Annotated in this window: 27 protein-coding genes; 10 read left to right on the top strand and 17 right to left on the bottom strand. The window is 60.9% G+C overall.

Annotated elements, in window-relative coordinates:
- Position 1: 1 nt before the first annotated feature.
- From AC05QJ_RS09320 to AC05QJ_RS09300, 5 genes are read right to left on the bottom strand one after another with little or no spacing between them, the layout of a single operon-like run.
- On the bottom strand, positions 2–727 hold the full coding sequence (locus AC05QJ_RS09320) for a class I SAM-dependent methyltransferase (protein ID WP_476746581.1): 726 nt from the start codon (positions 725–727) through the stop codon (positions 2–4).
- A gap of 2 nt (positions 728–729) precedes the next feature.
- On the bottom strand, positions 730–1,509 hold the full coding sequence (locus tag AC05QJ_RS09315) for a phytanoyl-CoA dioxygenase family protein (protein ID WP_476746580.1): 780 nt from the start codon (positions 1,507–1,509) through the stop codon (positions 730–732).
- 8 nt (positions 1,510–1,517) lie between these two features.
- Positions 1,518–2,297, bottom strand: coding sequence for a TylF/MycF/NovP-related O-methyltransferase (locus AC05QJ_RS09310; RefSeq protein ID WP_476746579.1), 780 nt, complete (start codon positions 2,295–2,297; stop codon positions 1,518–1,520).
- Entirely contained in the window at positions 2,290–3,213 is a 924-nt protein-coding gene (locus AC05QJ_RS09305) for a glycoside hydrolase family protein (protein WP_476746578.1), read from the bottom strand. Before AC05QJ_RS09305 ends, AC05QJ_RS09310 begins: the two co-directional genes overlap by 8 nt.
- A 3-nt stretch (positions 3,214–3,216) precedes the next feature.
- Positions 3,217–3,873: an acetyltransferase gene (locus tag AC05QJ_RS09300; protein WP_476746577.1), complete on the bottom strand. Its 657-nt coding sequence runs from the start codon at positions 3,871–3,873 to the stop codon at positions 3,217–3,219.
- Positions 3,874–3,989: 116 nt separating this feature from the next.
- Between AC05QJ_RS09300 and AC05QJ_RS09295 the strand changes: the two genes are divergently transcribed.
- Together AC05QJ_RS09295 and AC05QJ_RS09290 are read left to right on the top strand one after the other, a co-directional pair.
- Positions 3,990–4,835 carry a phytanoyl-CoA dioxygenase family protein gene (locus AC05QJ_RS09295; RefSeq protein WP_476746576.1) on the top strand — a complete coding sequence of 282 codons (846 nt, stop codon included), beginning with the start codon at positions 3,990–3,992 and terminating at the stop codon, positions 4,833–4,835.
- A complete protein-coding gene (locus tag AC05QJ_RS09290; protein WP_476746575.1) occupies positions 4,835–5,674 on the top strand; it encodes a hypothetical protein in 840 nt (279 codons plus the stop codon). The genes AC05QJ_RS09295 and AC05QJ_RS09290 overlap by 1 nt, the downstream gene beginning before the upstream one ends.
- Here the strand turns inward: AC05QJ_RS09290 and AC05QJ_RS09285 are convergent.
- Positions 5,661–6,437, bottom strand: coding sequence for an IclR family transcriptional regulator (locus AC05QJ_RS09285; protein WP_476746574.1), 777 nt, complete (start codon positions 6,435–6,437; stop codon positions 5,661–5,663). The two genes, AC05QJ_RS09290 and AC05QJ_RS09285, sit on opposite strands and share 14 nt — an antisense overlap.
- Positions 6,438–6,606: 169 nt before the next feature.
- Between AC05QJ_RS09285 and AC05QJ_RS09280 the strand changes: the two genes are divergently transcribed.
- From AC05QJ_RS09280 to AC05QJ_RS09260, 5 genes are all read left to right on the top strand, one after another.
- Positions 6,607–7,365: an ABC transporter substrate-binding protein gene (locus AC05QJ_RS09280; RefSeq protein WP_476746573.1), complete on the top strand. Its 759-nt coding sequence runs from the start codon at positions 6,607–6,609 to the stop codon at positions 7,363–7,365.
- A gap of 63 nt (positions 7,366–7,428) precedes the next feature.
- On the top strand, positions 7,429–8,085 hold the full coding sequence (locus tag AC05QJ_RS09275; RefSeq protein ID WP_476746572.1) for an amino acid ABC transporter permease: 657 nt from the start codon (positions 7,429–7,431) through the stop codon (positions 8,083–8,085).
- Complete coding sequence (locus AC05QJ_RS09270; protein ID WP_476746571.1) at positions 8,082–8,825, top strand: amino acid ABC transporter ATP-binding protein; 744 nt, start codon at positions 8,082–8,084, stop codon at positions 8,823–8,825. The genes AC05QJ_RS09275 and AC05QJ_RS09270 overlap by 4 nt, the downstream gene beginning before the upstream one ends.
- Entirely contained in the window at positions 8,822–10,108 is a 1,287-nt protein-coding gene (locus AC05QJ_RS09265) for an NAD(P)/FAD-dependent oxidoreductase (RefSeq protein WP_476746570.1), read from the top strand. The genes AC05QJ_RS09270 and AC05QJ_RS09265 overlap by 4 nt, the downstream gene beginning before the upstream one ends.
- Positions 10,109–10,125: 17 nt before the next feature.
- Entirely contained in the window at positions 10,126–10,473 is a 348-nt protein-coding gene (locus AC05QJ_RS09260; protein WP_476746569.1) for a cupin domain-containing protein, read from the top strand.
- A gap of 1 nt (position 10,474) precedes the next feature.
- Here the strand turns inward: AC05QJ_RS09260 and AC05QJ_RS09255 are convergent, their stop codons facing one another.
- Positions 10,475–11,677: a benzoate/H(+) symporter BenE family transporter gene (locus tag AC05QJ_RS09255; protein ID WP_476746568.1), complete on the bottom strand. Its 1,203-nt coding sequence runs from the start codon at positions 11,675–11,677 to the stop codon at positions 10,475–10,477.
- 91 nt (positions 11,678–11,768) lie between these two features.
- On the opposite strand from AC05QJ_RS09255, the gene pdxR reads away from it, so the two are divergent.
- On the top strand, positions 11,769–13,247 hold the full coding sequence (gene pdxR, locus AC05QJ_RS09250; RefSeq protein ID WP_476746567.1) for a MocR-like pyridoxine biosynthesis transcription factor PdxR: 1,479 nt from the start codon (positions 11,769–11,771) through the stop codon (positions 13,245–13,247).
- A gap of 99 nt (positions 13,248–13,346) precedes the next feature.
- Positions 13,347–13,808: an N-acetyltransferase family protein gene (locus AC05QJ_RS09245; protein ID WP_476746566.1), complete on the top strand. Its 462-nt coding sequence runs from the start codon at positions 13,347–13,349 to the stop codon at positions 13,806–13,808.
- 103 nt (positions 13,809–13,911) lie between these two features.
- Here the strand turns inward: AC05QJ_RS09245 and AC05QJ_RS09240 are convergent, their stop codons facing one another.
- The 3 genes from AC05QJ_RS09240 to AC05QJ_RS09230 all read right to left on the bottom strand — a co-directional run bounded on the left by AC05QJ_RS09240 (position 13,912) and on the right by AC05QJ_RS09230 (position 16,765).
- Positions 13,912–14,580 (bottom strand): class I SAM-dependent methyltransferase, encoded by a 669-nt coding sequence (locus AC05QJ_RS09240; protein ID WP_476746565.1) that lies wholly within the window; start codon positions 14,578–14,580, stop codon positions 13,912–13,914.
- 251 nt (positions 14,581–14,831) lie between these two features.
- The gene (locus AC05QJ_RS09235; RefSeq protein WP_476746564.1) at positions 14,832–15,695 is read right to left on the bottom strand and encodes a DMT family transporter; all 864 of its coding nucleotides are present in this window, start codon (positions 15,693–15,695) and stop codon (positions 14,832–14,834) included.
- On the bottom strand, positions 15,695–16,765 hold the full coding sequence (locus AC05QJ_RS09230; protein WP_476746563.1) for an NAD/NADP octopine/nopaline dehydrogenase family protein: 1,071 nt from the start codon (positions 16,763–16,765) through the stop codon (positions 15,695–15,697). Before AC05QJ_RS09230 ends, AC05QJ_RS09235 begins: the two co-directional genes overlap by 1 nt.
- Positions 16,766–17,348: 583 nt before the next feature.
- Here AC05QJ_RS09230 and AC05QJ_RS09225 point away from each other — a divergent pair.
- Positions 17,349–17,669 carry a hypothetical protein gene (locus AC05QJ_RS09225; RefSeq protein WP_476746562.1) on the top strand — a complete coding sequence of 107 codons (321 nt, stop codon included), beginning with the start codon at positions 17,349–17,351 and terminating at the stop codon, positions 17,667–17,669.
- A 4-nt stretch (positions 17,670–17,673) separates the two neighbouring features.
- Here the strand turns inward: AC05QJ_RS09225 and AC05QJ_RS09220 are convergent, their stop codons facing one another.
- The 7 genes from AC05QJ_RS09220 to AC05QJ_RS09190 form a co-directional block, all read right to left on the bottom strand.
- Complete coding sequence (locus AC05QJ_RS09220; protein WP_476746561.1) at positions 17,674–17,934, bottom strand: hypothetical protein; 261 nt, start codon at positions 17,932–17,934, stop codon at positions 17,674–17,676.
- Positions 17,931–18,293: a hypothetical protein gene (locus AC05QJ_RS09215; protein ID WP_476746560.1), complete on the bottom strand. Its 363-nt coding sequence runs from the start codon at positions 18,291–18,293 to the stop codon at positions 17,931–17,933. Before AC05QJ_RS09215 ends, AC05QJ_RS09220 begins: the two co-directional genes overlap by 4 nt.
- Positions 18,290–18,721: a lysozyme gene (locus AC05QJ_RS09210; RefSeq protein ID WP_476746559.1), complete on the bottom strand. Its 432-nt coding sequence runs from the start codon at positions 18,719–18,721 to the stop codon at positions 18,290–18,292. Before AC05QJ_RS09210 ends, AC05QJ_RS09215 begins: the two co-directional genes overlap by 4 nt.
- A 57-nt stretch (positions 18,722–18,778) precedes the next feature.
- Complete coding sequence (locus AC05QJ_RS09205) at positions 18,779–19,372, bottom strand: tail fiber assembly protein (RefSeq protein WP_476746558.1); 594 nt, start codon at positions 19,370–19,372, stop codon at positions 18,779–18,781.
- Positions 19,369–19,719: a hypothetical protein gene (locus AC05QJ_RS09200; protein WP_476746557.1), complete on the bottom strand. Its 351-nt coding sequence runs from the start codon at positions 19,717–19,719 to the stop codon at positions 19,369–19,371. The genes AC05QJ_RS09205 and AC05QJ_RS09200 overlap by 4 nt, the downstream gene beginning before the upstream one ends.
- 470 nt (positions 19,720–20,189) lie before the next feature.
- On the bottom strand, positions 20,190–21,245 hold the full coding sequence (locus AC05QJ_RS09195; RefSeq protein ID WP_476746556.1) for a hypothetical protein: 1,056 nt from the start codon (positions 21,243–21,245) through the stop codon (positions 20,190–20,192).
- Positions 21,245–25,090 carry a TipJ family phage tail tip protein gene (locus AC05QJ_RS09190; protein ID WP_476746555.1) on the bottom strand — a complete coding sequence of 1,282 codons (3,846 nt, stop codon included), beginning with the start codon at positions 25,088–25,090 and terminating at the stop codon, positions 21,245–21,247. The genes AC05QJ_RS09195 and AC05QJ_RS09190 overlap by 1 nt, the downstream gene beginning before the upstream one ends.
- Positions 25,091–25,103: the final 13 nt, after the last annotated feature.

Raw genomic sequence — 25,103 nt, 5'->3', positions numbered from 1 at the left:
ATCAGGCCTCGCAGACCACGAAGACACTGGCCGTCAGGTCCGGATACTTCATCCCCAGCTTGTAGCAGCCCTCGAAGAAGGCGTCATCAATGATGCCGGCGCTGTAGGCTGCATCGAACTGGAAGTTGGCCAAGGGTTTGAAAAGGATACCGCCACGCTGTGGTACCTGGAATCCAGCTCTCAACGCTTCATGCTCGAGGGTGTCGAGACTGTAGGTGCAGCGGTGACCATGGCTGCGTTCGCCTTCGGTGACAGCAGCGTTGAAGTCGATCATTCCCATGCCTACCGCGATCTGCCTCGAGGCGGCATTGGCGTTGGGCACCACGATGAACAACCTGCCACCGGGCGCAAGCCACTGGCGGATCTTCTCCAGCACTGGCTGCGGTTCGCTCAGGTGTTCAAGTGTGTGGATCAGGAAAATGTTGTCGAAACGCTGCTCCAGCTCGACGTCTTCGAAGCGCCCCAGGATAAACCTCGCCTGATCTCCGACGTTGCTCCGGGCAATTTCGATCAAATCCGACGCGCCCTCGATCACGGTCACATCAGCGAAGACCTGCAGAAGCCTTCGGGTGAATTCGCCGTGATAACAACCCATCTCCAGCGCATTGCCGGGACGGAAATGGCAAGCCAGCGCCTTGATCATGTAATCGCGGTGGATGTAGTCGAAGTCGTAGGCGTACCGGCGGTTTTCCGTGTCCTGGTACTCGGTATTCAGATCGCGTGACATGGTCAGCCCTGGTTGGAATGGTACATGCGCTTGGCCGGCGGCTGGTACCACTCGTCCAGCGTGGCAGGCACGCGTGCGTTGTAGCCGATGACCTGGCGCAGCATGTCGTCGAACTCCGGCCCTCGCTCGTAACCCAGCGCGCGAGGATAGTCGAACTGCTGCTTCATGAACGGCCGGGAAAACATCGGCGTCACCGAACGACGCAGTTGATCGGCCTCATTGGTGCCACCCGCGTGCCAGAGATTGGAGTTGAACATCAGAATGCTGCCGGCCGGCGCAATGGCCTGTTCGGCGTGGATCTTGAAGTACTCGTCGGTGGGTTTGGCCTCGTTCTTGTGCGAGCCAGAGAGCAGCCAGGTCGCGCCGTTTTCTGCAGTGAAGTCGTCGAGCATCACCAAGGTATTCAACAACAACGTGGTCTCGCCGGAGTATGAGCGGATGTCCCGGTGTACCCGCTGGGCGTAAGACACGCTGTTGCGGGTGTTGATGGCCCCGCCAAAGGAATTGAGGATAAACAGGCCGCCGAAATATCGTTCGATAAACGGGTAGATCGGATAGGCTCCCAGGCAATCCAGAAAGCTGTCGAACAGTCCGAGCAGATGATGCACGGTGAAGCTGGTGTCTTGGTCAATGCCGTTCTTGATTTGGTAATCACGGCAAATGGTGTAGGCCTTATGAATATCCTCACGCATCTGCTCGACGATAGACATCGGAATGGCGCGCTCAAAGATGACCCAGCCCTTTTCCGTCATGAGCCGGTCGAATTCCTCGATGGAAATCATGGTCGTCTCTACTTGATGGTAACGATGCATTTGGAGGGGTACAGCTCACACTTCTCCAAGGTGTACTCGCCAGGCTTGAAGACCTCCTTGAATGCCAGGGCCTCGCCCGGGGATTCAGACCAGGTCAGTTCGTCCATCAGCAGGATGCTACCACTGACCAGATTTGGCCTGACCGCTTTCAGCGCAGCCAGCGTCGGCTCGTACAAGCCCATGTCGAAGTAAGCGAAGGCAACGATGGCTGAAGCATTGGTCTTGAAATACTCCGGTGCGGTTTGACACACGTCACCTGCTATCAACGAATGGATCCCGCGCTTGTGGCCGAGCACGTTGTTGCCTTCGTGGACCTGCAGCAATTCGTTGAGGTAGTCCTTGTAGTCAGCCTTGGTCGAATAGGAGTTTTCTGCCCAGACACCACTTTCCTTGCGGTCTTTCTCGCCCGGCGCCGAGTAGCCCTCGAACGTGTCGAAGCCGACGATCTGCCGTTGCTTGTTGAACGGCTCATACATCGCCCGGAGGTTTTCCAGCAAGACCAGGTTATGGCCGTACCAGGTACCAAACTCGCAGATAATTCCAGGGATGTGCTTGAAGCGCTTGTACAGGTCGCTCAAGACGATGAACTTCACCAGCACCGAACTGCGGGTGTACAGACCAATGTTGAACAACAGGTCATCATCGGACAGCGGACTGTTGAGGAACAGGTCGCGCAGTTTGTCGCGGAAGGCATATTGCAGGTCCGAGGCAGTCGACTCGAGCTTGTAGACGTCGTCCTGGGTATTTGAATTACTCATCATCACTCCACAGCGCCAGGCCGAAGCCGGTGGTGCCGAAACGGTTGCCGTTGTACAGCATGTATTTTTTGCCGTCGGTCTCGAAGACGAACGGATAGCAGGTCATCAGCGAGTCCCAGCCTTCATTGGATGACGGGATGACATCGTCGTCGAACCGTGTCCAGCGCTTGCCGTCGACGGACTCAGCGTAGCGGATACGATAGGAGCCAGATCCATTGCGAAAATCCTCTGACGCCCGCGAGCAGTACCACATCTTGAACAAACCGTTTTCCTTGATCACACAGGGACGGGAGAACGCTTCGGTGGGAAAACTCGACTCCAGGCACTGCTCTGGAAAACGGGTGTACTCGTAGCCATCCCTGGACTCCGCGTACTTGATCACATACAGCGGTTCGTACTTGCCGTTGACTTCCAGCCAGCGGGTACCGGAGACGTACCACATCTTCCACAGCCCCTCGTCGAACAGCACCGTGGGGGTGACCGCAAGGTAAGGCTCGGTCGCAGTACGGTCCATGATCGGCCCCTCGAACAGCTTTTCGAAGTGCAACCCGTCGTCGTCGGAAACCGCCACGCCCATGGCGTTGTGATAAGGCACGGTGACGCGCTGGTTCCAGCCGCTGTAGTACAGATAGGTGCGGCCGTCCTTCTTGACGGCGTAACTAGGCATCACGCCTTCGTCATCGAAGGTGCCGGGCCGGCCGAAACCGAGGCACGGCTCGCGATGGCGGGCAACCACTTTTCCCGGGTCGTGGCGGTCCAGGTCCACGGCGTAGCACAGGCTCTTGCCTGCGGCGTTACGGGTGGAGATGAAGACCCTCACCACATCGTCAAGCACCAGACTCGTGGGCACCTGAGCATGGGAGCCGACCCAATCGCTGTCGGGGTCGAAAGTTCTACCGAGTTTTTTCCATGCCATGTTCTAGAAGTCCAGTTCCTGACTACTCTTCACTGCCCGCGCAGGAGCGCCGATATAGAGTTGCCAGGGTTGTGTGTCTTTGGAAATCAACGCGCCCATGGCGACACAGGTGCCTTCGCCGATGGTGCAGTCGTTGGTGATGGTCGAGTTGACGCCGAACCAGGCGTAGGAATTGACCAGGCAATGCCCGGACAGCACCACGTGAGAGGTAAAGAACACGTGATCCCTGATCTCGCCGTGATGACCAATATGGTTGCCACTCCACATCACCACGTTGTTGCCGATGGTGGTAAAGGGCTGCAGGGTATTGTCTTCGAAAATGAAACAGTTCTCACCGATGACGTTGTCATTGACTGTGGCATTCGGGCTGACATACGAAATGAAGTCGTAGCCCTTGTCCTTGCCTTGCAGGTACACCGATTCGCGCAGGCGATTCATCTTGCGCCCGGTCATTGGGGCGAAGAGCTTGTACTCACTGCTCGGGAACCAGTCATTGAGGGTTTCGAATGGCACCACCGGCAGTCCTTCGAACAGCTTCGACTCGGGGATGTAACGTTCGTGCACGGTAAAGGCGACCACCTCCACCGTCGGGTCTTTCTTCAGGTAGTAGTGCGCCAGTTGCGCGGTGTCCAGCACCCCGAAAATCACAACTTTCTGCATCGTGGTCTCCAAGGTCTTCAAAAATGAGACAGGTCAAAAGGGCCTGCATTACGGGCTGTGTATACTGCCCACACCTTAACATTGTCATTCGTGTAACGAGACGGGACGACAGGCAGATGGGCAAGATTCTTGATCAGGGCCAAATCCGTTTCTACAAGGAAAATGGCTATCTGGTGGCCGAGGACATTTTCGACCCGCGGCACCTGGACGAAACACTGGAACACTTCAACCTCTCCTTCACCCAGCAGCTTGAAAGGATGGGCCTGCCGATTGCCCAAGGGCCGACGCTGAGCGCTCTGCACCAGAACATGGCCGCGCTGCTCAACGCCAGTATCCCGCTGTACCTCGCCACCCTGCGCATGTGCTCGAAGCTCTACGGCATCTACCGCCTCATGACGGCCGAACGTCTGCGCGACGCGACCGCTGATCTGGGCATCGCCACGCCACTGTTCCAGACCACGCCGGTGCTGCACCTGATGTCGAAACGGCTGGTCATTCCCGGCGGCTACCAGGGGTTCGACGTGCATCAGGACTGGACCTCGGTACAAGGGAGCCTGGACACCATCACTACCTGGATTCCGTTCATGGACATTGACGCCCGGCTGTTCACGATGGAGGTCGTCCCGAAAAGCCATTTGCAGGGTCTGCTTAGTGGAACCCAGGAACAGCATGTGTTGCGGGTCGACGACCAGCACTTCAGCGACAAGGATTTCATACCTGTCTGTGTCGGCAAGGGCGGCGTCTGCTTGATGTCGAATTTCACCATTCATCGCTCTTCACGCGACGGCGATGAACGTATCCGCATCTCCGTCAGTGGCCGTTACGAGAATGCAAGCGAACCGACATTCATCGAGCGCGAGTATCCATTCACTCAGCACAAGTCGATGCAGCGCGGATTCATTACCCAGCACTTCCCCAACATCGAACAAGTGCGCCACACCTATTCTGCAGAGAACACATGATGGATAACGGCAACCCGTTTCCAGGCCTGATCGCCTATTTCGCCGCCAAGCGCGCGATGTTCCAGCGAGAACAGCACAGTCTCACCCGCCTCGCCCTGGGATCCTCGCACGGCGACTTCGCATTCGATCCTGCGTATTGTCCCGGCTCGTTCAACCTGTGCAGCCGCTCCCAGGACTTTCGCCATTCCCTGGCGCTCTACCAGTACGCCGCCCGCCAGGCGCCGAACCTGGATACGCTGATCGTCTTCTACTCGCTGTTCTCGTCCGGCAACGTGCTTGAGCAGTCCCCCTCCGAGAAGACCCTGGCGCCGCTGATGAACGAAGTGTTCCGGCTTGGACTGCGCTATGAAGATGAGCAACTGAGTCAGATTGCCTCGCAACTGGAGGGCAGACTGGAAGGAATCGACGACACGCTTGGCGGGATGTCCGGTTTCCTGCCGCATCATCAGAAAGCCTTCATGTCGGCGGACTACGGCGTGCAGCGACGTGTCGAAGATCATCTGCGACTCAACCACAAGGAAGACGGCAACCAGCACCTGGCCCAGTTACTGATACTGGCTGCCGAATTCGGGCATCGTGTGCTGCTGGTCATTCCACCGATGCACACCGACTACCGGGCCGTCGCCGGCCCCGACTCAGCCCACCTGTTCCGTGGCGCGCTCGAGTTGCAGCAACTGATGGCGTGCCTGCGCCCGGGCTTCAGCATTGAAGTGCTCGACTGTTACGCCGACCCCGACTTCGTCGATTCTTACTTTGGCGACTACGACCACCTGATCCCCACCGGTGAAGGCACCCGCCTTCTGTCGGCAAAGATCGACCAGGCCCTCACAACGTCCTGATCGACGTACTGATCGCCCGCGCACATTCGATCGCTGCCGGCGCCAGTCGGCGCTCGGCCTCTTCCCGACTCCAGCGGCTGGTGGGCGCCACCACATGCACCGAGGCCACCGGTCGTCCCTGACTATTGCGCACCGGCGCAGCCACTGCCATGTCCCCCAGGAACAATTCCTCACTGTTGATCGCAAAGCCCTTGCGGCGGATCTCGGCAATCACCGCGAGGATTTCGTCCAGCGAGGTGCGGGTGAACTGGGTATGACTCGACAGATCACTGGCCCGCAGCACCGCCATGACTTCATCGTCGTCCAGCGCACTCAGGTAAGCCCGGCCGGAAGCGGTGCAGTACATGGGAATGCGGCTGCCGATCGGCAAGTGGATGGGAATGAACTTGGGGCCGACGAACCGCGCGACATAGAGCATGTCGCCGCGCACCGGCTCGGTGAGGTTGGTGGTTTCGCCGGTGGTCTGCGCCAGTTCGGCAAGGAAGGGATTGGCGACGTCCACCAGGGTATCGGCAGCCAGGTAGTTGTAGCCGATCTCCATGACGTGCGGGGTGAGCTGGAAGCGCTTGGTCTGCGGATGCTTGCTGACGTAGCCGAGGGCTTCGAGGGTATGAATCATCCGTTGCGCCGAGCTTTTGTTGATGCCGGCGGCCTCGGCCACTTCGGCCAGGTTCATGGTGCGGTTGCGCGCATTGAAGGATCGCAGAACCGCCAGGCCTTTCTCCAGTGACTGGTTGAACAGGCTGTTGTCGTTGTCGCTCATAGGTCGTCCTTGGTCAGGATCAGGCTTTGAATATCGATATTCGATATTTATAAATCTCTTTACGATTTATGTAAATCATATTTATAGTGCGATCACCGCCTCCTGCCGCTCCATGAGGCCATCCATAACGCACAACTATAAAAAACCGCGTCAAATGGGAGTAATCGCCATGCATTCTCGCCTTCGTGTGTTGACCTGCGCTGTCGCTCTGATAGCCAGTTGCGCCACCTCGCTGGTTGCCCAGGCCGAGACCTACAAGGTCGGCGCCACCGCTACCGGTATCCCCTTCACCTTCCTCGACATCAAGACCAACAGTATCCAAGGCATGATGGTCGACTCCGCCCAGGCCGTGGCCAAGGCCGCCGGCTTCGAAGTGGAAATCGCCCAGACCACCTTCGCTGCTCTGATTCCCTCGCTGACCGCCCGCAAGATCGATCTGATTTCGGCCGCGATGCTGCGCACCCCAGAGCGGGAAAAGGTCGTGCAGTATTCCGACCCGGTATTCGAATACGGCGAAGGCCTGATCGTCCGCGACGACGACACTGCCGTCTACACCAGCATGGATGACTTCAAGGGCGAAGTGGTCGGCGCCCAGGTCGGCACCATCTTCATCGACAAACTCAACGAACGCGGGATCTTCAAGGAAGTGCGCGGCTACGATTCCTTGGCCGATCTGACCCGCGACCTGGCCCTGGGCCGGATCAAGGCCGGCTTCGGCGACCATCCGATCCTCGCCTACCAGATGTCCAAGGGCACCCTGAAGAAGGTGCGCCTAGTGGACGGTTACCAGCCGCAGATCAAGGGCGAGGTCTGCATCATCCTGCGCCAGGGCGATCAGCAGATGCTCAGCCGGGTCAACCAGGGCATCGCCAGCATCAAGGCCGACGGCACCCTCGCCGGCATCATCGACAAGTGGCACCTCGACTGACGCTCGACCTCCGCGCCCCGCCAGCGGGGCGCGCTTCCTGACTTCCCGCTACGGACCTATCCCATGTTTCTCCAGAACGCTCTGGACTTCCTGCCCATTCTCCTGAATGGCGCGGTGGTCACCGTGCAGGTCACGATCGCCTCGTTCCTGCTCAGCTCGGTCATCGGCCTGGCCTTCGCCTTGATGATGGTGTCGAACGTACGCGCCATCGCGCTGATCGGCATCAGCGTGGTCAACGTCATCCGCGGCCTGCCGATCATCGTGCAACTGTTCTACATCTACTTCGTGCTGCCGGAGTTCGGCGTGCAGCTCACCGCCCTGCAGGCCGGCATCATTGGCCTGGGCATCGCCTATTCGGCGTACCAGGCGGAGAACTTCCGCGCCGGCATCCAGGCCATCCAGCAAGGCCAGATCGAAGCCGCCGAATCCCTCGGCATGCGCGGCCCGATGATCATGCGCCGGGTGGTGCTGCCCCAGGCGTTCCGCATCGCCTTGCCACCCTACGGCAACACCCTGGTGATGATGCTCAAGGACTCCTCGCTGGTGTCCACCATCACCGTCGCGGAAATGACCCGCGCCGGCCAGCTGATCGCCTCGTCGACCTTCGAGAACATGACCGTCTACACCCTGGTGGCGCTGCTCTACCTGGCCCTGAGCCTGCCGCTGTCGTTTGCCCTGCGCCGCCTCGAAGCGCGGATCGCCACGAGGAAGAAAGCATGATCAGCATCAAGTCCCTGCACAAAAGCTACGGCAGCACCCGCGTGCTGGAAGGGATCGACCTGAGTGTCGAAAGCGGCCAGGTGGTGTGCCTGATCGGCCCGTCCGGCTCCGGCAAGTCGACCCTGCTGCGCTGCATCAACGGCCTGGAAACCTACGAGGGCGGCGAGATCCTGGTGGGCGCCGAGCGGGTCGATCGCCATGGAAAATCCATCCATCAGATCCGCACCCAGGTGGCGATGGTGTTCCAGCGCTTCAACCTGTTCCCTCACCGCACCGCCCTGCAGAACGTGATGGAAGGCCCGGTGTACGTGAAGAAGGAGCACCCCGACGCCGCCCGCGAGCACGCTCGCGCCCTGCTGGAAAAGGTCGGCCTCGGCCATCGCATGGACGCCTACCCGGACGAGCTGTCCGGCGGTCAGCAGCAGCGCGTCGCCATCGCCCGCGCCCTGGCGATGCGACCCAAGGCCATTCTGTTCGATGAACCGACCTCGGCCCTCGACCCCGAGCTGGTGGGCGAAGTGCTGGCGGTGATGCGCAAGCTCGCCGACGAGGGCATGACCATGGTGGTGGTGACTCACGAAATGGGCTTTGCCCGCGAGGTCGCCGACAAGGTGTGCTTCCTGTATGGCGGTCGCATCGTCGAGGAAGGCGCGCCGCAAGACGTGCTGGGCGCGCCTCGCCAGCCGCGCACCCAGGACTTCCTGCGCCGCCTGCTGAACACCGACGGAGGCGTCGCATGAGCAACCAGCGTCTGCAACTGCCGCCGTCGCTCTGGGCCGCCACCGCCATCGCCGGCCCGGCCACCCCGCCGCTACCGGCGAGCGCCCGCTTCGATGTGGCTATCGTCGGTGCCGGCTACACCGGGCTGGTCACCGCCCTGCACCTGGCTCGCGGCGGTGCCCGGGTCTGCGTGCTGGATGCCGGCGAACCCGGCTGGGGCGCCTCCGGGCGTAATGGCGGCCAGGTGATTCCCGGCCTCAAGCATGACCCGGACGACCTGCGCCGCCAGTTCGGCAGCAACCAGGCAGAACGCCTGATCGAGGTCGCCGGCCATGCCGCCGATCATGTCTTCGAACTGATCGAGCACTACGGCATCGACTGCGAAGCGACGCGCAAGGGCTGGATTCAGCCAGCGGCCTCACCCGCCGCCATGCGTGCCATCGAACGCCGTGCCGATCAATGGCGCCAACGCGGCGTGCCGGTGGAAATGCTCGACCAGGCCAGCGTCACCCGTCGCATCGGCAGTCACGACTACCTTGGAGCCTGGGTCGATCCGCGTGCCGGCAGCGTCCAGCCACTGAGCTATGCCCGTGGCCTGGCCCACGCGGCGATCAGGGAGGGCGCGCAGATCCATGGCGGCACCCGGGTCACCGATCTGCGCCGCGAGGAGGGTCGCTGGGTGCTCACCACCCACCAGCAACACCGCGTCCACGCCGAGCATGTGGTGCTCGCCACCAACGGCTACACCGACGGCCTGTGGCCCAACCTGCGCCAGACCCTGCTGGCGGCCAACAGCTTCATCGTTGCCACTCGGCCGCTCTCGGACGACCTCAGGCGCAGCGTGCTGCCGGGTGGTGAAGTCTGCTCCGACGCCCGCCGTCTGCTCCTGTACTTCAAGCAGGACGCCAGCGGCCGCCTGCTGCTGGGCGGGCGCGGGCCCTTCGCCGAGCCGCGCTCGGCGGCGGACTGGAACCACCTCAAGCGCTCCATGCTCGGGCTGTTTCCACAGCTGGCCGACGTCGAGTTCGAATACCAGTGGAGCGGTCGCGTTGCCCTGACCCAGGATTTCATGCCGCGGCTGCACGAACCGGCTGCGAACCTGAGTATCCTGCTGGGCTACAACGGCCGCGGCATCGCCATGGCGACCACCCTCGGCCGGCATCTGGCGCAGCGCCTGCTGGGCCAGGAAAAGGACTTTCCATTTCCGGTCACCCCGATCCGCCCGATTCCCTTCCATGGCCTGCAGCGCCTTTACCTGGGCGTGGGCATCGCCTGGTACCGGCTGCTCGATGCCGTTTTCTGAGACACAGGAGCCCTTCGATGAAACCGGTCGTATTGAACGCCGCCCAGGACCATCACTTCAGCCAGCCTGCCGCAGTAGGCCAGCCACTGGGCAAGCCCGTCGCCCAGGCGCGCACGGCGTGCGAGCACCCACTGCAAGGCGTCGCAGCAGAAACCGGCATTTGGGAATGCACACCCGGCGCCTTTCGCCGCGGCGTGAAGGAAGCGGAGTACAGCTACATCATCAGCGGTGAAGGCAGCTTCACGCCCGACGGCGGCGAACCCCTGGAATTTCGCGCCGGTGACACGCTGTGCTTTCCGCCCGGCAGCCAGGGGGTCTGGACCATCCGGCAGACCGTGCGCAAAAGCTATGTGATCTTCGGCTGATTCAGCGTCGCCAGGGAAGGCGACCGTTGAGCAGGGCGTAAGCCAGCCATCCGATCAGCAGCCCCCAGAAAGCCCCGCCGATGCCGAAGAGCGTGATCTTCGCCGCACTGGCGAGAAAGGTGATCAGTGCCGCCTCCCGGGACCGTGCGTCCGCCAGCGCATTGGTCAGGCTCGCGCCGAGGGTTCCCAGCAAGGCCAGCCCGGCCAGCGTGCTGATGAAGGTCGCCGGAAAGGCCATGAACAGCCCCGCCAGCGTCACCCCGAACACTCCCACCAGGATGTAGCAGAAACCGGCCACGATGCCGGCAATCCAGCGTTTGCCCGGATCTTCATGAGCCTCCTTGCCGGTACAGATAGCCGCCGTGATCGCTGCGACGTTGAAGGCATGGGAGCCGAAGGGTGCCATCAGCAGAGATCCCAGCCCGGTGACGGCGACGATCGGGCTGGCACTGGTCTTGAAGCCATCGTTGCGCAAAACCAGCATGCCTGGCATGTACTGCCCGGTCAGGGTAATCAGGAACAGAGGCAGCGCGACGCTCAGCGAGGCGTTGAGGCTGAATGCCGGCACGGTGAAGACGGGACTGGCCAATTCCAGCGTCAGCCCGGACAGATCGACCTGGCGCGACGCCAACAGGTAAACCAGACCGAGCAGCAGAATCCCGACCACTGCGTACCTGGCACTGAAGCGCTTGAAGATCACATAAGCGAAGATCAGCAAGCCTGCCAGCAGCGGGTCGACCGACAGGCTGGTGAACGCGCCGACCCCGAACGGCAACAGAATGCCCGCCAGCACCCCTGCAGCGATACCCGGCGGAATCAAGCGGATCAGCTTCTCGAAATATCCCGTCACGCCGAGCAGCACGAAAGCGCCAGCCGACAGCAGGTACGCCCCTATCGCCTCCGCATGGCTGACACTGGCCAACGCGGTGACCAGGAACGCCGCCGCCGGCGTGGACCACGCGGTGATGATCGGCTCGCGGCTGTACCACGACAGCAACAGCCCGGTGACACCCACGCCAATCGACACGGCCCAGACCCACGAAGCCGTCAGCTCGGGGCTGAGCCCCGCCACCTTGGCCGCCTGGAAGACCAGGATGAAAGTACCGCCATAGTTGACGATGACCGATAGCAGTCCGGCCACCACGGGATGAATCAGATCGGTCAGGCGGATGCCGGACGCAGGACGTTCAGCGGACGTGTTCAAGATGACCTCCCGAGGGGGTTGAAAGGAGGCGTTTTTATAGCGCTAGAATGGCCGGAGATTTCCCGCCATTTCACGGAAGAAGAGCAGTCCAATGTTCAAGAATGCCCAACTGGAATCAGTCAAGGCCTGGATCAGCGATCCAGCCCACGGTGCGCTGTCGTTGCACGTGCGCATTCAGCGCGCGATTCGCCGCTTGATTCTCGATGGCGCGCTGGCAGCGGGCAAACCGCTTCCGGCGACCCGCCCGCTGGCATCGTCCCTGGGCGTTTCGCGGGATACGGTGGAGGCGGCGTACAGCCAGTTGCACGCCGAAGGCTTCATCGAACGGCAGGTCGGCAGCGGAAGTCGCGTGTCGGAGCGCATCAGTGCGCTGCCGTCGCGAACACGCCAGCGCTCGAAGCCCCGAGGTGAACAGGCGGAGCTGAGCCAGCGGGGGGCGGCGATCGCTCGAAGCGGCGGCGTCCGCAACTTCCAGTACCCGCGCGCCTTCGCTCCGGGCGTGGCCGAGACGCGGAATTTTCCATTGTCGATCTGGGAAAGACTTGAGCGTCAGGTCCTCAAGGAACACGGCACCCGAGCGCTGTTGCACAGCGCGCCGCAGGGCCTGGAGGTACTGCGCAACGCGATTGCCGATTACCTCAATCTGGAACGGGGCGCCCAGGCCAGCGGCGAGCGCATCCTGATCCTGACCAGTTCACAACAGGCCCTCGCCCTGTGCGCGACCGTCCTGACGGATATCGGCGATCAGGTTCTGGTGGAAGATCCCATGTACCACGGCGCAAGAAAGGCCATCGCCGCCGCAGGCGTCGAATGCCTTGCGGTCCCGGTCGACCGGCACGGCATGCAGGTCGAAGACATCATCGAACGAGCCCCGGATGCGCGAGCGGTATTCCTCACGCCGTCCCATCAGTTTCCCAGCGGCACCACCCTTTCCCTCGAGCGGCGCCTGGCCGTTATCGAATGGGCCCGGCAGCGGCGAGCCTGGATCATCGAGGACGACTACGACAGCGAGTTCCACTACGACGGCCGGCCGACCGCCTGCGTGCAGGGGCTCGACCCGCATGACCGGACCCTCTACATCGGCACCTTCACCAAATCCATGTTCCCCGGCTTGCGCATCGGCTACCTGGTGCTGCCGCCCCAACTCGTCGGCCCGATGACCGCGGCACGGACGCTGCAGGACGGACATAACGCCTCCCTCGCACAGCTCACCCTTGCCCGCTTCATCGAAGGTGGGCACTTCAGTGCCCATGTGCGCACGATGCGAGCGCTCTATGCGGCGCGGCGGGACATCCTGGCCGAACAGGTGCAAAACCGCCTCGGCGAATTCCTGACACCCCAGGTTCCGGCGGGCGGCATGCAACTGCCCTGCTATTTCAATCGCCCCATGAATGAACAGGCGATCGTCACGGCCGCGCAGGCCGTCGGCGTGGACCTTCTCGGCATGGGCGGCCTCTACGCGCGAGCGCGCAACGACGTGGGCTTCCTGATGGGCTTCGCGGCGCATACGCCGGCCGAACTGGCGTCCGCAACAGGCAGACTGGAGAAGATCCTTCGCGAAATGGCCTGATCCGAACGGAGAAATTGGTCGGGCCGTTCAGGCCATTCAAGCCCTATAAATCGCAATCGGGCAAACGCTCGATTTCGATCATTCCGAAGGATCCTTCCAATGGCAGCGATACAGCAACCGATTACCGTCCGTCCTGTGGCTCAGGGCGATCTCGAACAATGGCTGGAATACTGGAACGGCTATCAGGCGTTCTACAAGGTCGACCTCGGCACTGACATTACCCGGCTGACGTGGAAACGCTTCTTCGATCCCACCGAACCCGTGCATTGCGCGGTGGCGGCCGACAGCGAGCGGATCTACGGCTTCGTCAACTATGTGTTTCACCGTTCGACCTGGGGACGCAACGACTTCTGCTATCTGGAAGACCTCTACGTCTGCCCGAGCGCGCGGGGCCAGAAGGTTGGCAAGAAACTCATCGAGCATGTCCAGGAGCAGGCGCGGGAAAAGGCCTGCGACCGACTGTACTGGCATACCCAGGAAAGCAATCGCACCGCGCAGCGACTGTATGACTGGATCGCTGAAAAGCCGGGAGTGATCGAGTACCGGATGGGCCTGGACTGACCCCGGGGCCTGCACGCCCACGGCATAGCGTCCTGGCAGCCATGTGCAGACAGTTTCACCTGCCTGCACATGAAAGACGTTCCGATCGTCGCGCCTTCAGCACTCAGATACGTTGCAGGACATAACTGTTTTCGAAGCCATGCACGCTGCCCAGCACGTTGAAGCCCTGGAAGAAGCCGGTAGCCCTCAGCAGATCAACGGCCGGGCCGACTTCCGGCGAGTGCTGAAAATCGTTGTAGTCGTCGAACACGATGAATCCGCCAGGCACCACGCTTGGCGAGTACAACAGGAAATCCAGCAACACATGGCGACGGGTGTGCCCGCCATCGATATGCAAGAGCGCGACCTTGGGTGCAAGGCTGAAGAACCGCTCGGCGCTCAGTTCGGAATAGCCGCGGATCACCACCGCATCAGGCAGCAGCAGGTCCTTGTAGTGGCTGAACTCTTCGAATTGGTTATCCAGCGCGAACGGGTCGATACCAATCACACGGCGCTCGTGGTTGGAGACCTCGTTCATCAGCATCAGCGACTTGCCTTTCCAGACGCCGATTTCCACCAGATCGCCGGGCAGGTCGCCGACCAGCAACGCAAGATAGCCCAGCAGGCGAACATGGTCATGGAAGGACAACTCGCGCCGTTGCATCGCCCGCTCAGGCGGCAAGCTGGCCTGCGCCTCCTGGTAATGCTGCCCGATCAGGTTCCAGACCTGCGTTACACAGCCAGTCAGTTCAGGGTTGCTGGTGAAGTCGTTGAGCTCTTGGATCGTGATCATCGTTTTCCCTGATTACATCGAACGGCTGGAAGGACAAGTATTTTGAAAGCCAGGTCATGCGACCCGTTCCGACTGCCCGCTTCGCGCCAGGCTATCCCCGATGATGTCGGCACGGGCAGCCCTAGCTTTACCGAAAATGGCCAGAAAAGGGGACTGACGCGTTTTCCATAGCCTGCCAGCCCCCCTGAAAAGCAGATTCAGGCTAAGCCAGACAGCCCGTGAACCCGTTGTGAAAGCAACTGCCGGGCACACTATCGATGCTTCGGCTTCGGCGTCAGCACCAGGGTTGCCCCGACAATGATCAGCATGCCGAGAAGCTCGTTGGGCGCCGGCACGTCGGCCCAGCACAGGTAGCCGATCAGGCTGGCGAATACCAGGGTCGAGTACTCGAACGGAGCGACCGCCGAAGCCGGCGCAAGCTGGTAGGCCTGGGTCAGAAGCACCTGCGCCACGCCCCCGACCAGGCCGATGCCGACCAGCACCGGCCAGTCCTCGGGCGCCGGCATGATCCACTCGAACCCGAGGCTGGCGGCCCCGACCACGGTACCGAACAGGCTGAAATACAGCGCGATGGTCGTCCCCTGCTGATCTCCCGTCATCGAGCGGATCGACAGCAACGCGCCAGCGGTCGCCATTGCCCCCAACAGCGCCACCAGCATGCCCGGCTCGACACCGTCGAAGTCGGGCAGGACGATGACATAGACTCCGGCAAAGCCGACCAGCAGCGACAGCCAGCGCCCCCTGCTGACCGACTCCCGCAGGAACAGCATCGCGAACAGACCGATGAACAGCGGCGCGGTATAGGTAAGTGCGGTGGCCGTCGCCAACGGCAGCAGACCGACTGCCGCGAAACAGAGAAACTGCGAAGCGATGCCGAAACTGCAGCGGTAGGCGTGGGCCCGCAGGTTTCGTGGCCGCAGGTCGTGCCATTGCCCCAGTAGATGGATCAACAGGCAGATCGGAAGCAATGCGAACAGATTGCGCGCGAACAACACCTGCCCCACCGGATAGCTCTGGCCCAGGCTCTTGATCAACCCGTACATGACGGCAATGAGCAAGGCCGAGACCAGTTTGCAGAGGATCGCGCGCCCGACCGCAGGCGTATCGGCGACCATTACGCCGCGTAGTCCACGATGGCCAGGATCTCGTCCCGGGTTGCATGCTCCAGCCCGAGCGCGCGGAGGTTGCGACCGCAGCTCAGGTAATCGGTGTTGTTCACTGCCGACGCCAGGCGGATGATCGAACCCGTCATCGAGCTGTCGACGCCGATACGCCCGGCCAGCTCGAACCAGGGCACCAGTACGTAAGGTACGTCCTGGGTCACGAAGCGGTGATCCAGATGCTGAGGTGCCATGCGCATGGCGTTGTGTTCAGGCGAAAGGCTGGCGAATTCGGTGAAGCTGGCGAACGCCCGCCCATAGAAGCCGTTGAGGATCTCGACCACCGAACGGCTCTCCAGGCCGAAGCCCTGGGCAGTGGCTTGCCGCTCCTGATCCAGTTGCTCGGCGACCTTGCCGACCGAAGCGGAAATGCCTTCCCTGTAGAAGTAGAAGTTGCCACTGGACGTCTCGATCCAGCCGGCATTCATCAGCGCGGGAACCGGGTGAATGACACCGGTCACGCAGGACAGCCCGATCTCCAGCACATTCTTGCGCCAGTCGAGCGGCATGGGAAATATCGACTCGATGGCTGAACGTACTTGCGGCTCGAGATTGACGGGCAACGAAGCGATAGGCAGCGTCTTCTTTATCCCGGTTATACGCACGGCCCCATCTTCAAAGCGCGAAGCATAAGGCGAAGTGCTGGTTTCAATCAGGGCTTTCGCATTCAACTGGCGACGCGCCACCAGGCTGAAGAAGTTTCCGGTAATACAGATAATGATATGTTCGCTCAAGTCGTGCCGGGCCAACTCATCAATAATGGTCTGGTGTCCATAAGCCGGAACAGTAACAACTATGAATCGCGAGAACGCCAGTGCCTCGGCAATGGACGTCGTGAGTCGCGGGCTGAACTGCTCGCCGGGCGACAGGCTGGAAGACAACCCGCCGGCTTGCTGGATGCTATCCAGATTGCAACTGTGCTGTGGATGAGCGTACAGCAGCGTGTCCATGTTGCGCCGCGAAAGGTCGGCTACCAAGGCACAACCACAATGTCCGGCACCAATGATGGAAATGGGAGTTTTCATGAAGATGGCCTCACGTACTTGATGGGGCCGCCATTAAGCTCCCGGTAAAACAGGCCAAACAATACAACGGCTAAGACAAGATATTTCCGGAGGAAAAAAGTAATAAGAACCTTGAACTGAAACTTGTCGTCCATTTCTACAACGATTGAGTGACAAGGGGAAAAATAACAACAGGATTAGGTTTGTTTAAAAATTGCCTGACCTGCTTATTACATTTACGTAAGGAAAGATCGAATGGTGATGGGCGGATAGGCCACCAGAAACGAAAAAGCCCCCGAAACTTTTCAGTTCCAGGGGCTTCCTCTTGTATGGCGGAGAGATAGGGATTTGAACCCTAGGTACTGTTGCCAGTACAACGGATTTCGAATCCGTTTTAGGCCTCATATTTTTTTCATTCATTTTCGGAAAACCCAATAAAATCAGCAACTTCAACGAAGCATGACACAACAGCACTCCACACCATTCGGGGGATCAATTCCCCCAAAATTCCCCCACGATCTTTTTGCAGCACCTCGTCGGCCTACGCTGGCCGGCCAAGCCAAATCAAAATACTGTATGCACATACAGCAAAATCAGGTGCAAGATGGACGTTGATACAACCGACTTTGAGCTTGGCATACCGACCCGGCTTGAGATACTCGAGCAGCAGTGCCTGCTCATGCAGTCCGAATATGAGCAAATCGGCGAGATGCTGGCAAAGGCCCAGGCGGACATCAGACGCTTGGTCAGCATGCTCGATACCGCTGCGGGCCGGCGAGACCTCGCAATCAAAGAGCGAGACAAGGCCGAATCACTCCTCACCGATTTCCGTGGAGAAAATGCCCGCCTTGAGAAGCGAGTGCTGGAGCAGGCCGCCCGAATCAGAGGGCTGGAGCGCAGGCTGGACGCGGCAACCAGGCGCTAGCGCGTTATCTGCATGCTTGGATGGCAGCCTCTATCTGGCGTTCGTACCCTATACGCTGCCGGCGCTCAGCCAGCAGCGCCCGCACCTTCACCTCCAGGCTATCGGTCTTCCGCAGGCCTGCGGCTGCCCATGGCGGTACCGCGACCTCCGGCGGACGGCACGGCACCTGCACCGGAACCTCGACGCGCACATACTGCACCTGCGGCTCAACCTGTCCACCGCAGCCGGCAAGCGCCAGCACGCTACTGATCAGCACCCTCCTCATAACCCCAACTCCTTGTCGATGATCGACACTGCAGCGGCGCACTGGTCGCCACCGGTGCGCTCTTGCTGCAAGCGGTTCGCCGCGGTGTACTCGGCCTGGGCGCCGGCCTTCGCCTCGCCCACTGCCTGCTCTGCCCTGGTCTGTCGCTCGCTCGCGGCCAAGGTCAGGTCGCCCAGGGCCTTGCCCTGATCCTGTGCCAGGCCGGCAAGGTTATCGCGCGCAGCGGCGCACGCGGAGGCCTGGTCCTGAACCGCATCGAGAACCGGACGGAAGTGGCTGGTAGCGGCCCAAGTACCCATCACCATACCCAGCAGGATCAGCAGTCCGGCGCCGGTGAGACGCAGCCCCCAGGCGCTCATGCTGCCTCCAGGAACAAGTCACGCTCAGCGGCACGCCGGCGCACCAGGCCGGGGAGAACCTTGCCGCCGGCCTTGTTCCAGCGAGGGAACTGCTCGGCAGCGCCGCCGTAGTCGCCATCATTGAGCAGCCGGCGCAGCGTCGAAGACTCCAGGTTCGCTGCGCCGAGGTTGTACGTAAAGCAGATCAGGGCGTCCCACTGGTTCTGGCTCAGCGGCACGGTGACCAGGCGCTGCACCTCTGGCTCGAAGCGCTGCACGTCATTCAGCAGCATCCGCTCGGCCTGCTCTTTCGTGATCGACATGCCGGCTTTCACGCCGCGGGTCGCCCCATAGCCAATGGTCCAGACGCCGACGGAGTCTTGGTAGGCCTGCAAGCGCAGGCCTTCAAACGACTTGATAAGGCTCAAGCCGCGTTGCGATGTACGCATGTGTTTCTCCAGGCAAAAATAAACCCGCCGAAGCGGGTTGGATGTTGTTGCGATCAATCAGGCCGGCGGTGCGGGCCAGTCGATGCTGCTCGGGTAGCCGGGTTGTTCCGGCAGGCGGTTCAGCGCAACGCGGTACCGCTTCCAGTCTTTCAACAGTGCGGCTTCCGCATCTGTCGCTTCTTCGATATCGACGGCGTCTTGCAGCGGCGCGATCGCAGAATCAGCCGCTGCCCGACGCAGTGCTGTTTCTGCCTGCGCCTGGGCGAGCTGCTGCTCTGCTGCAGCCTGGGCTTTCATTTCAACGGTGATGAGTTGCGACCAGTCGATTACGCCGGGCGTGACAGGCGGCTCTGCGCCCAGTGCAATGCCGGGCAGGCGCACTTGGCCATCGGCCGGGTTGATGTCGGAGGGGAAGCGCACAGCTTCGGACGCATCTGCTCCGTGTGGCAGCATAAGTGTGACGACCAGGTCATCGGCGACGCGCTCGATTGGCGCGATGACGAACTCACAGCCGACCGCAACTGCTGGCAGCGTCTCGCCACTCGCAAGGCGGGAGAAGTCGAGCGACACGCCATTGATCTTGAGTACTTCGCCCATTTTGCTGACGGCTAGTTCAGCGTCGGATCGGACTGGTGAAAGCTTGATGATCATTCGAACCACCTCCCGTGGGCGGAATAACAGATGGTGTACCAGTTCGACGCACGGGCGACCGTGCCGTAGAGCAGGATCGGTGGCCAACCGGTATATGCCAATTCGCTAAAGCTGAAGTCTTGATAGCCGATCATTGTGGGACCGCCGGTCCCGTTTGCAGCAATGCTGATCGCTGGCATCGATGAGAAAACTGCCGGAAAAGTCCTACCGCCTTCAGCACCCGGCGCAGCAAATGCACCGTTGTAAGCAACGTTCACCGTCCTGAGCACTGTCAGCGACAGCCTGCAAATGAGCGTGCCACATGCGAATTTTTCGTACGTGCCATTTGCATTGGTGCCTCTCTCCATCAGAGCACCCGTTGGCACTCCAGTAGCATGGCTCACAGTGCCGAGAACCTCTGCTACAGCTGCCGACTTGAGCTCCAGTCCAGTGCGAGCAGCTGCAGGTGTGGTCCCTCCGGTGCCACCCTTGGTGACAGGCACAACGTTCTCTGTCGACACAGCGCCCAGGCCTGCGAGGGTTGAGCCCCACTGCTCGACGATCTGTCGAAGCCGGTCTGCGGACTCTTTGACGTATCCTTGCATGGGTGCGAGCCCGTACGCGCCGCCCGCAATAGTTGCACCCTGGTACGCTGGCAAGATCGACATCACGGTCGCGCTCGCAATGTTCGTGACTTCGTACCAGCGACCATCTGGCCCTTGAAATGCGTCACCTACCCGACTGTTTGCAGAGAAGCTCGTACCCGCGCCCGTCACTGTGTTTTGGCCGGCAGTGATCGCCACCGTGCCCTCTCTATACCATGGCATGCGTTTTCCTCTTAAATTGGACGCATTGGTCGAGCCGCAAAAAGCGTCCGACCGTTGGGATAAATAGCTCCGACTCCGCCGGAATTGTTAGTCCATGCCTGCATCAAACTTCGATTACCCTTGTACCAGCCTGCCGCATTAAATCGGTTGGGGTCTGATGTTCCGGCGGAGGCATAGACGAATGACAATAGAGCGTTTGCGAGAACATAGTCGGCATAGTCCCCCGTCCATGCCATTTGCGAACTTGCGTAATAAAATCCGTTTCCGGATATTGATGGGCCTCCGACATAGAACTCATTTGATTTCGGCTGACTATTCATCAAGCATAAATCATTTGTTGTTGAAAATATGTCGATCCCCAGCGCATCACGAACTCGCTCCCCGTATGCGCCCTGCCCTATCAGACCAGGCGAATAGCTGGCTACGAACCAGTTCAGCACGACTTGCTCTTGCCAATCTATTCCGGTTACTGAAGGCCAGTCGAAGCGTGCTATCCGCCAGCCGGTCCAATTGCCAGGCGAGCCCAAAACATAAAACCCATTAAAGAATCCACCGTTTGGGGTATTGATGAATACGAATGGACGCTCGTAGGTCTTAATTGGAGTGGGAAAATCAAAGCCGTTTACCCAGCCGGGCGGCGTGGGATTCTGGAGCCCGTAGAATGTAAAACTTCCCTTATAAAGAACATTTAGTGCTCGATTCACAGAATCGATCTGCATCACCGAGGATTCATTTCTTGACCTCAGTCCGTAGTCTGCCGATGACGCCGCCGAGATAGTGTTTGCCAGTATTGAGACCTGCCAAGTCTCTGTCCCGCCTCGCCGGATGAGCAAGTTGCCGGGCGAGTACCACGCTTGTGGAGACCATGTAGTTGTCGGCGAGCTGTACTTCAACGTGTCGACGACGACAAAAGAGCCGGCCGTGATTTCAGGTATTGCGAAGTTCTGCTCAAAACTCCCATTGCACGTCACTGTCAATGAGTAGAGAGACCGGATGGTAGCAATTGTCGTGTCGAGCGTGACAATGCCGGCAGCGTCCTTCGTCCTGTGCCCATACTGAACAGCCATCAGTTCAACCTCCCCACTGCAACGCGCTCTGTGCCGGCGGCGTCGTAGACATACAGTCCGCCGTTGTTCAGCAGTGTCGAGCCGTTCGCATCCTGCCCGCGCAGCACGAACGTGCCTGCCGCAAAGTTGATTTCGAGCAAAGGCAACCCTTGCGAGTTGAGTGCCGCGGACCGAATCGTCATTGCCGCAACGATCTGCTGGATGAACGCGGTGTTGATGATCGCAGTGTTGATGAACACCTGGCCGCCCTGGACAACAAAGGGCAGAACGAGCTGGCCGCTGCTCTCGTCGACGATCGCAAACCGCTGAGCAAAGGCGAGGATCTGCGAGGTTTCACCATCGCTGCCCAGCGCCAGGCCCGCCATGACTTTCCGGCCTCCAGTATCGGTCTGGGCTTTGATCGTGACCTGAGCACTGACCTTGCCATCCAGGCCGACCACGGCCTCGCTTACTTGCTGGACTGACGCTCTTGTGTCGCCGAGCGATGCCTCAAGCGTCTCCGACCTCCGCGCCAGCGCAACATCGGCATTAGCGAGCGTCCGCACCTCAGTCGAGAACTTGGCCTTGGTCTGCCAGGCATCCAGCGCGCCATTCAAATCCCCTTCCCCGCTGTCGTCGCGCCCGGCGGTGTAGACGGACTCCACTGATGTGCGCAGCGATGCAACCGCCTGATTGGTATCAGACAGGGACTCGCTCACTTGCTGGATGTGAGTCGTGTTGCCGTCGACTTCCGTCTTGAGCTGGCTGATGCGACTCGCCGCCGCCTGCTCGTTGGTGGCCACAACTTGCTCAAGCGAGGTGATGCCAGCCTTGTTCCCGGCGACCCCTGCATCGAGAGAAGTCAGGCGCGTTACCACCGCCTCGTTCTGGCTTGCACGGACGCGGACCTCTTCCGCGAAACGGGCCGTGCTATCCCATCCCTTCATCGCGTCCGCGAGATCACCCTCGCCGTCATCTGCGCGCCAGGCAGCCTGTAGAGCTTGGAGCTGGCTGGCAGAGGCAGTGACCTTGCCGTCCAACTCCTCGATCGCTGTTTGGTGCTGCTGCACCTGCATGGCCAGTGCATCGACCGTCTCGACGATGGTGCCCACGTCGGCCCAGTACTGCGGGTCCGGCGGCGCCGCTCCGGCCGGCACGGCGGCGCGGGCTTGGTACAGCCTCTGCCCCACGCGCACAACGTCACCCAGGGCATAGGCCTTCGACTCGTCATACGCGAGCGCGTCGGTCAGCTGATCGATCCGTTCGTACAACTCTTGCTTAGCGTCCTCGATGCGACCATTGACCGAATCAGGTCCATCACCCGAGATCTTCTCGATCTCCTCGCGGAGCTCTTGGTAGAGCGCGCTCGCGCCGATCTTGTCGCGGAAGTATTCGTCGTACAGCGCCTGGTCAGAACTGGCCTGGCCGTTTACGCCTACGCCCTCTGGGTACCATGGCCCGATGTTTCCGGAGCGATCGACGAGCCGCGCCCAATAGAAGAACGAAGTGCCAGGCACCAAGCCGTGCAACTCGTGCTCCGCTTGCGGGTAGGCGTAGTCGCCGAGCTTGATGGCGGCGTCTCGGCTGGTCGTCGTGCTCTGCCATATCTCTGTCCGCTGAGTGTCCTCGGCGCCAGCCGGAAAGCCCCAGTTGAGGCGAGTGCCGTAGACCAGAGCGGTGGACTCGAGGAACGCAACTGCAGGCGGCAGACCTTCCTTGCCCTTCAGTTCCGTTAATGCCGAACTGCGCCAGATCGATGTGATGTCGAAGGCGCTGACGGCGCGCACGCGAGCGAGGTAGGCGCCAGCATAAATTCCGGTAACGTCGACGCCCGTGGTGCCGGTACGCTGCAAGCGAATCCAGTTCCCGCTGTCCTTACGCCACTCCACGTCGTACGCGACCGCGCCCTCCACAGCCGGCCAGGCGATGGTCATCGTGCTGACTGCAATGCCCTGGTCCAGCGCGTAGCCCGAGGACAAACTCACGCTTGCCGGTGGCGGCACCGTGGTCACTGGGATGACGCTGATCGGGCGCTCGTCGAGCTTCGCGCCAGTGTCGATTGCTGCAAACTTGCTTGGATTGAACTCCAGCGCGGTGAACTCGTACTCCCCTTCCGTTGTGCGGGTGCGCTTCAGCACACGGAAAAGCTGGACAGCCAGGTCTTCGTAGTCGATTGCCCATTGCAACTCCGGCTCCGGCTGGAGCGCATAGGCAACAGTCACGGTCACCGCTCGCCCGGCGACGAACTCAACCGTCCGCCCTTGGGCAGTTCCGTTCGGCAGGTTGACGATCAAGCGGTCTCCGGCCTTGATCGGAGTGTCGCGGTCGAGCGTGACCACTCGACCTGCAACAGCCGAGATCCGCCCGCCATTCGGCCTACCGGCGACCAGCTCATCGGCAACGGGGATGACGTAGCCCGGGAGTACGTTGGCGCCCTCCATACCGGTCTTGAACGTGACGGTGCGATCCTGGTTATTGCTCAGTAGCGCCCACTTGCCGCGGCGCTGCGCCTCGCTCGCGCGGGTGCAGCCGATGGCCGATAGTTCAATTGGCCGATCCCGGTACCGGCGCTGCAGCGCCAGGTCGGTGACAGGGATGACGTCGGTGTCGTAGTTGTTTGCCGGATTGTCGTAGCTGACCAGAGCGCGGCTGTAGTGGGTGCCCCGCTCGGCGCCGCCGTAAACGAAGTCACCGTCAATGACGTTCGACCTGGTGAAGACGTAGTCGATGTCTTGGGCCCGAGGCATGTCGGCCTGCATGAACAGGGAGCCCTGGGCCCAATAGACCATCCCGCGGTAGATCGCGGAGAGGTCGCGCAACAGCGTCCAGGCCTCTGCCTTGCCTTGCAGGTTGAGATCGCAGAGATACCGCGGCTCCATGCCGCCGACGCCGTCCGGCACAAGCTGATCGCAGTACTGGGCGATGCGGTACATCTCCCACTTATCGACCATCCACGACTTGATGCGCTTGCCAAGGCCGAAGCGGTCTTCGACGCAGATGCCATAAGTCGCCCATACCGGGTTGTTGGTCCAGGCCTGCTTGAATGTGCCATCCCAGACCCCGGTGTAAGTGCGGGTTTCCGGATCGTAGTTGCTCGGCACCGGCCAGCGCCGAGCCTTGCAGTCCACGGTCACAGCCGGGATGTTCTGGAACTGCTGCGCGTCAAACTCGATATAGAGCAGCGCGGTGTTCGGGTACCGCAGCTTCTGGTCGATGATCTCGGTGTATCCCGCCACGGTCATTGTGTCGGCGATGGTGCCGCTGTTGGCATTCGGCGTGATCCGGCGCACACGGAGCATCCAGCCCGAGTTTGCCGCCGGCAAGTCGACACGGACGGAGCGCTGGTAGCCATTGGTAGTCTTACCGTCTACAGCTCCGCTGTGCGCCTCGACGTAAGCGCCACCATCGGTGGCTACGTCGATGGCGTACTCGATGCGGTAGCCGTTGGTGTTGCCTGAGCTGTCCTGCTGCGCCAGGCGCGGCCAGTTGAAGCGCAGGCGCACAGCGGAGAGCTGGGTATTGCTCAACGAGCGCACGAACGGATTGTCGCTGCGCAGTTCGACGTTGGTGGTCGTCTCGTTCTCGACGGCCGGAATACCTTGGATGTACTCCTGCTCCACGGTGCCGCGGCGCCACTCCCACTTCACGCCCGGGAAGTTCACGTTGCCGCTGGCATCCATGATCGGAGTGTTGTCCAGATAGATATCCCAGTCGGCCGGGATCCCTTCAAACTCGCCCTCCCCGACCGCGATCAACATCTTCGCGATGTTGGTGGACTGCAGGCTGTCCGGGGCCTCCACCGGGGATTTTGGCTTGCTCTCGCCTCCCTTCGCGCCGGCGACTTCGAGTTGCAGTGCTGCGCCCATGCTTTTCTCCAGG

Source organism: Pseudomonas sp. TUM25319 (assembly GCF_056388475.1).
Note: the sequence above shows the minus strand (reverse complement) of the source record. Positions and strands in the feature narration are given on the sequence as shown.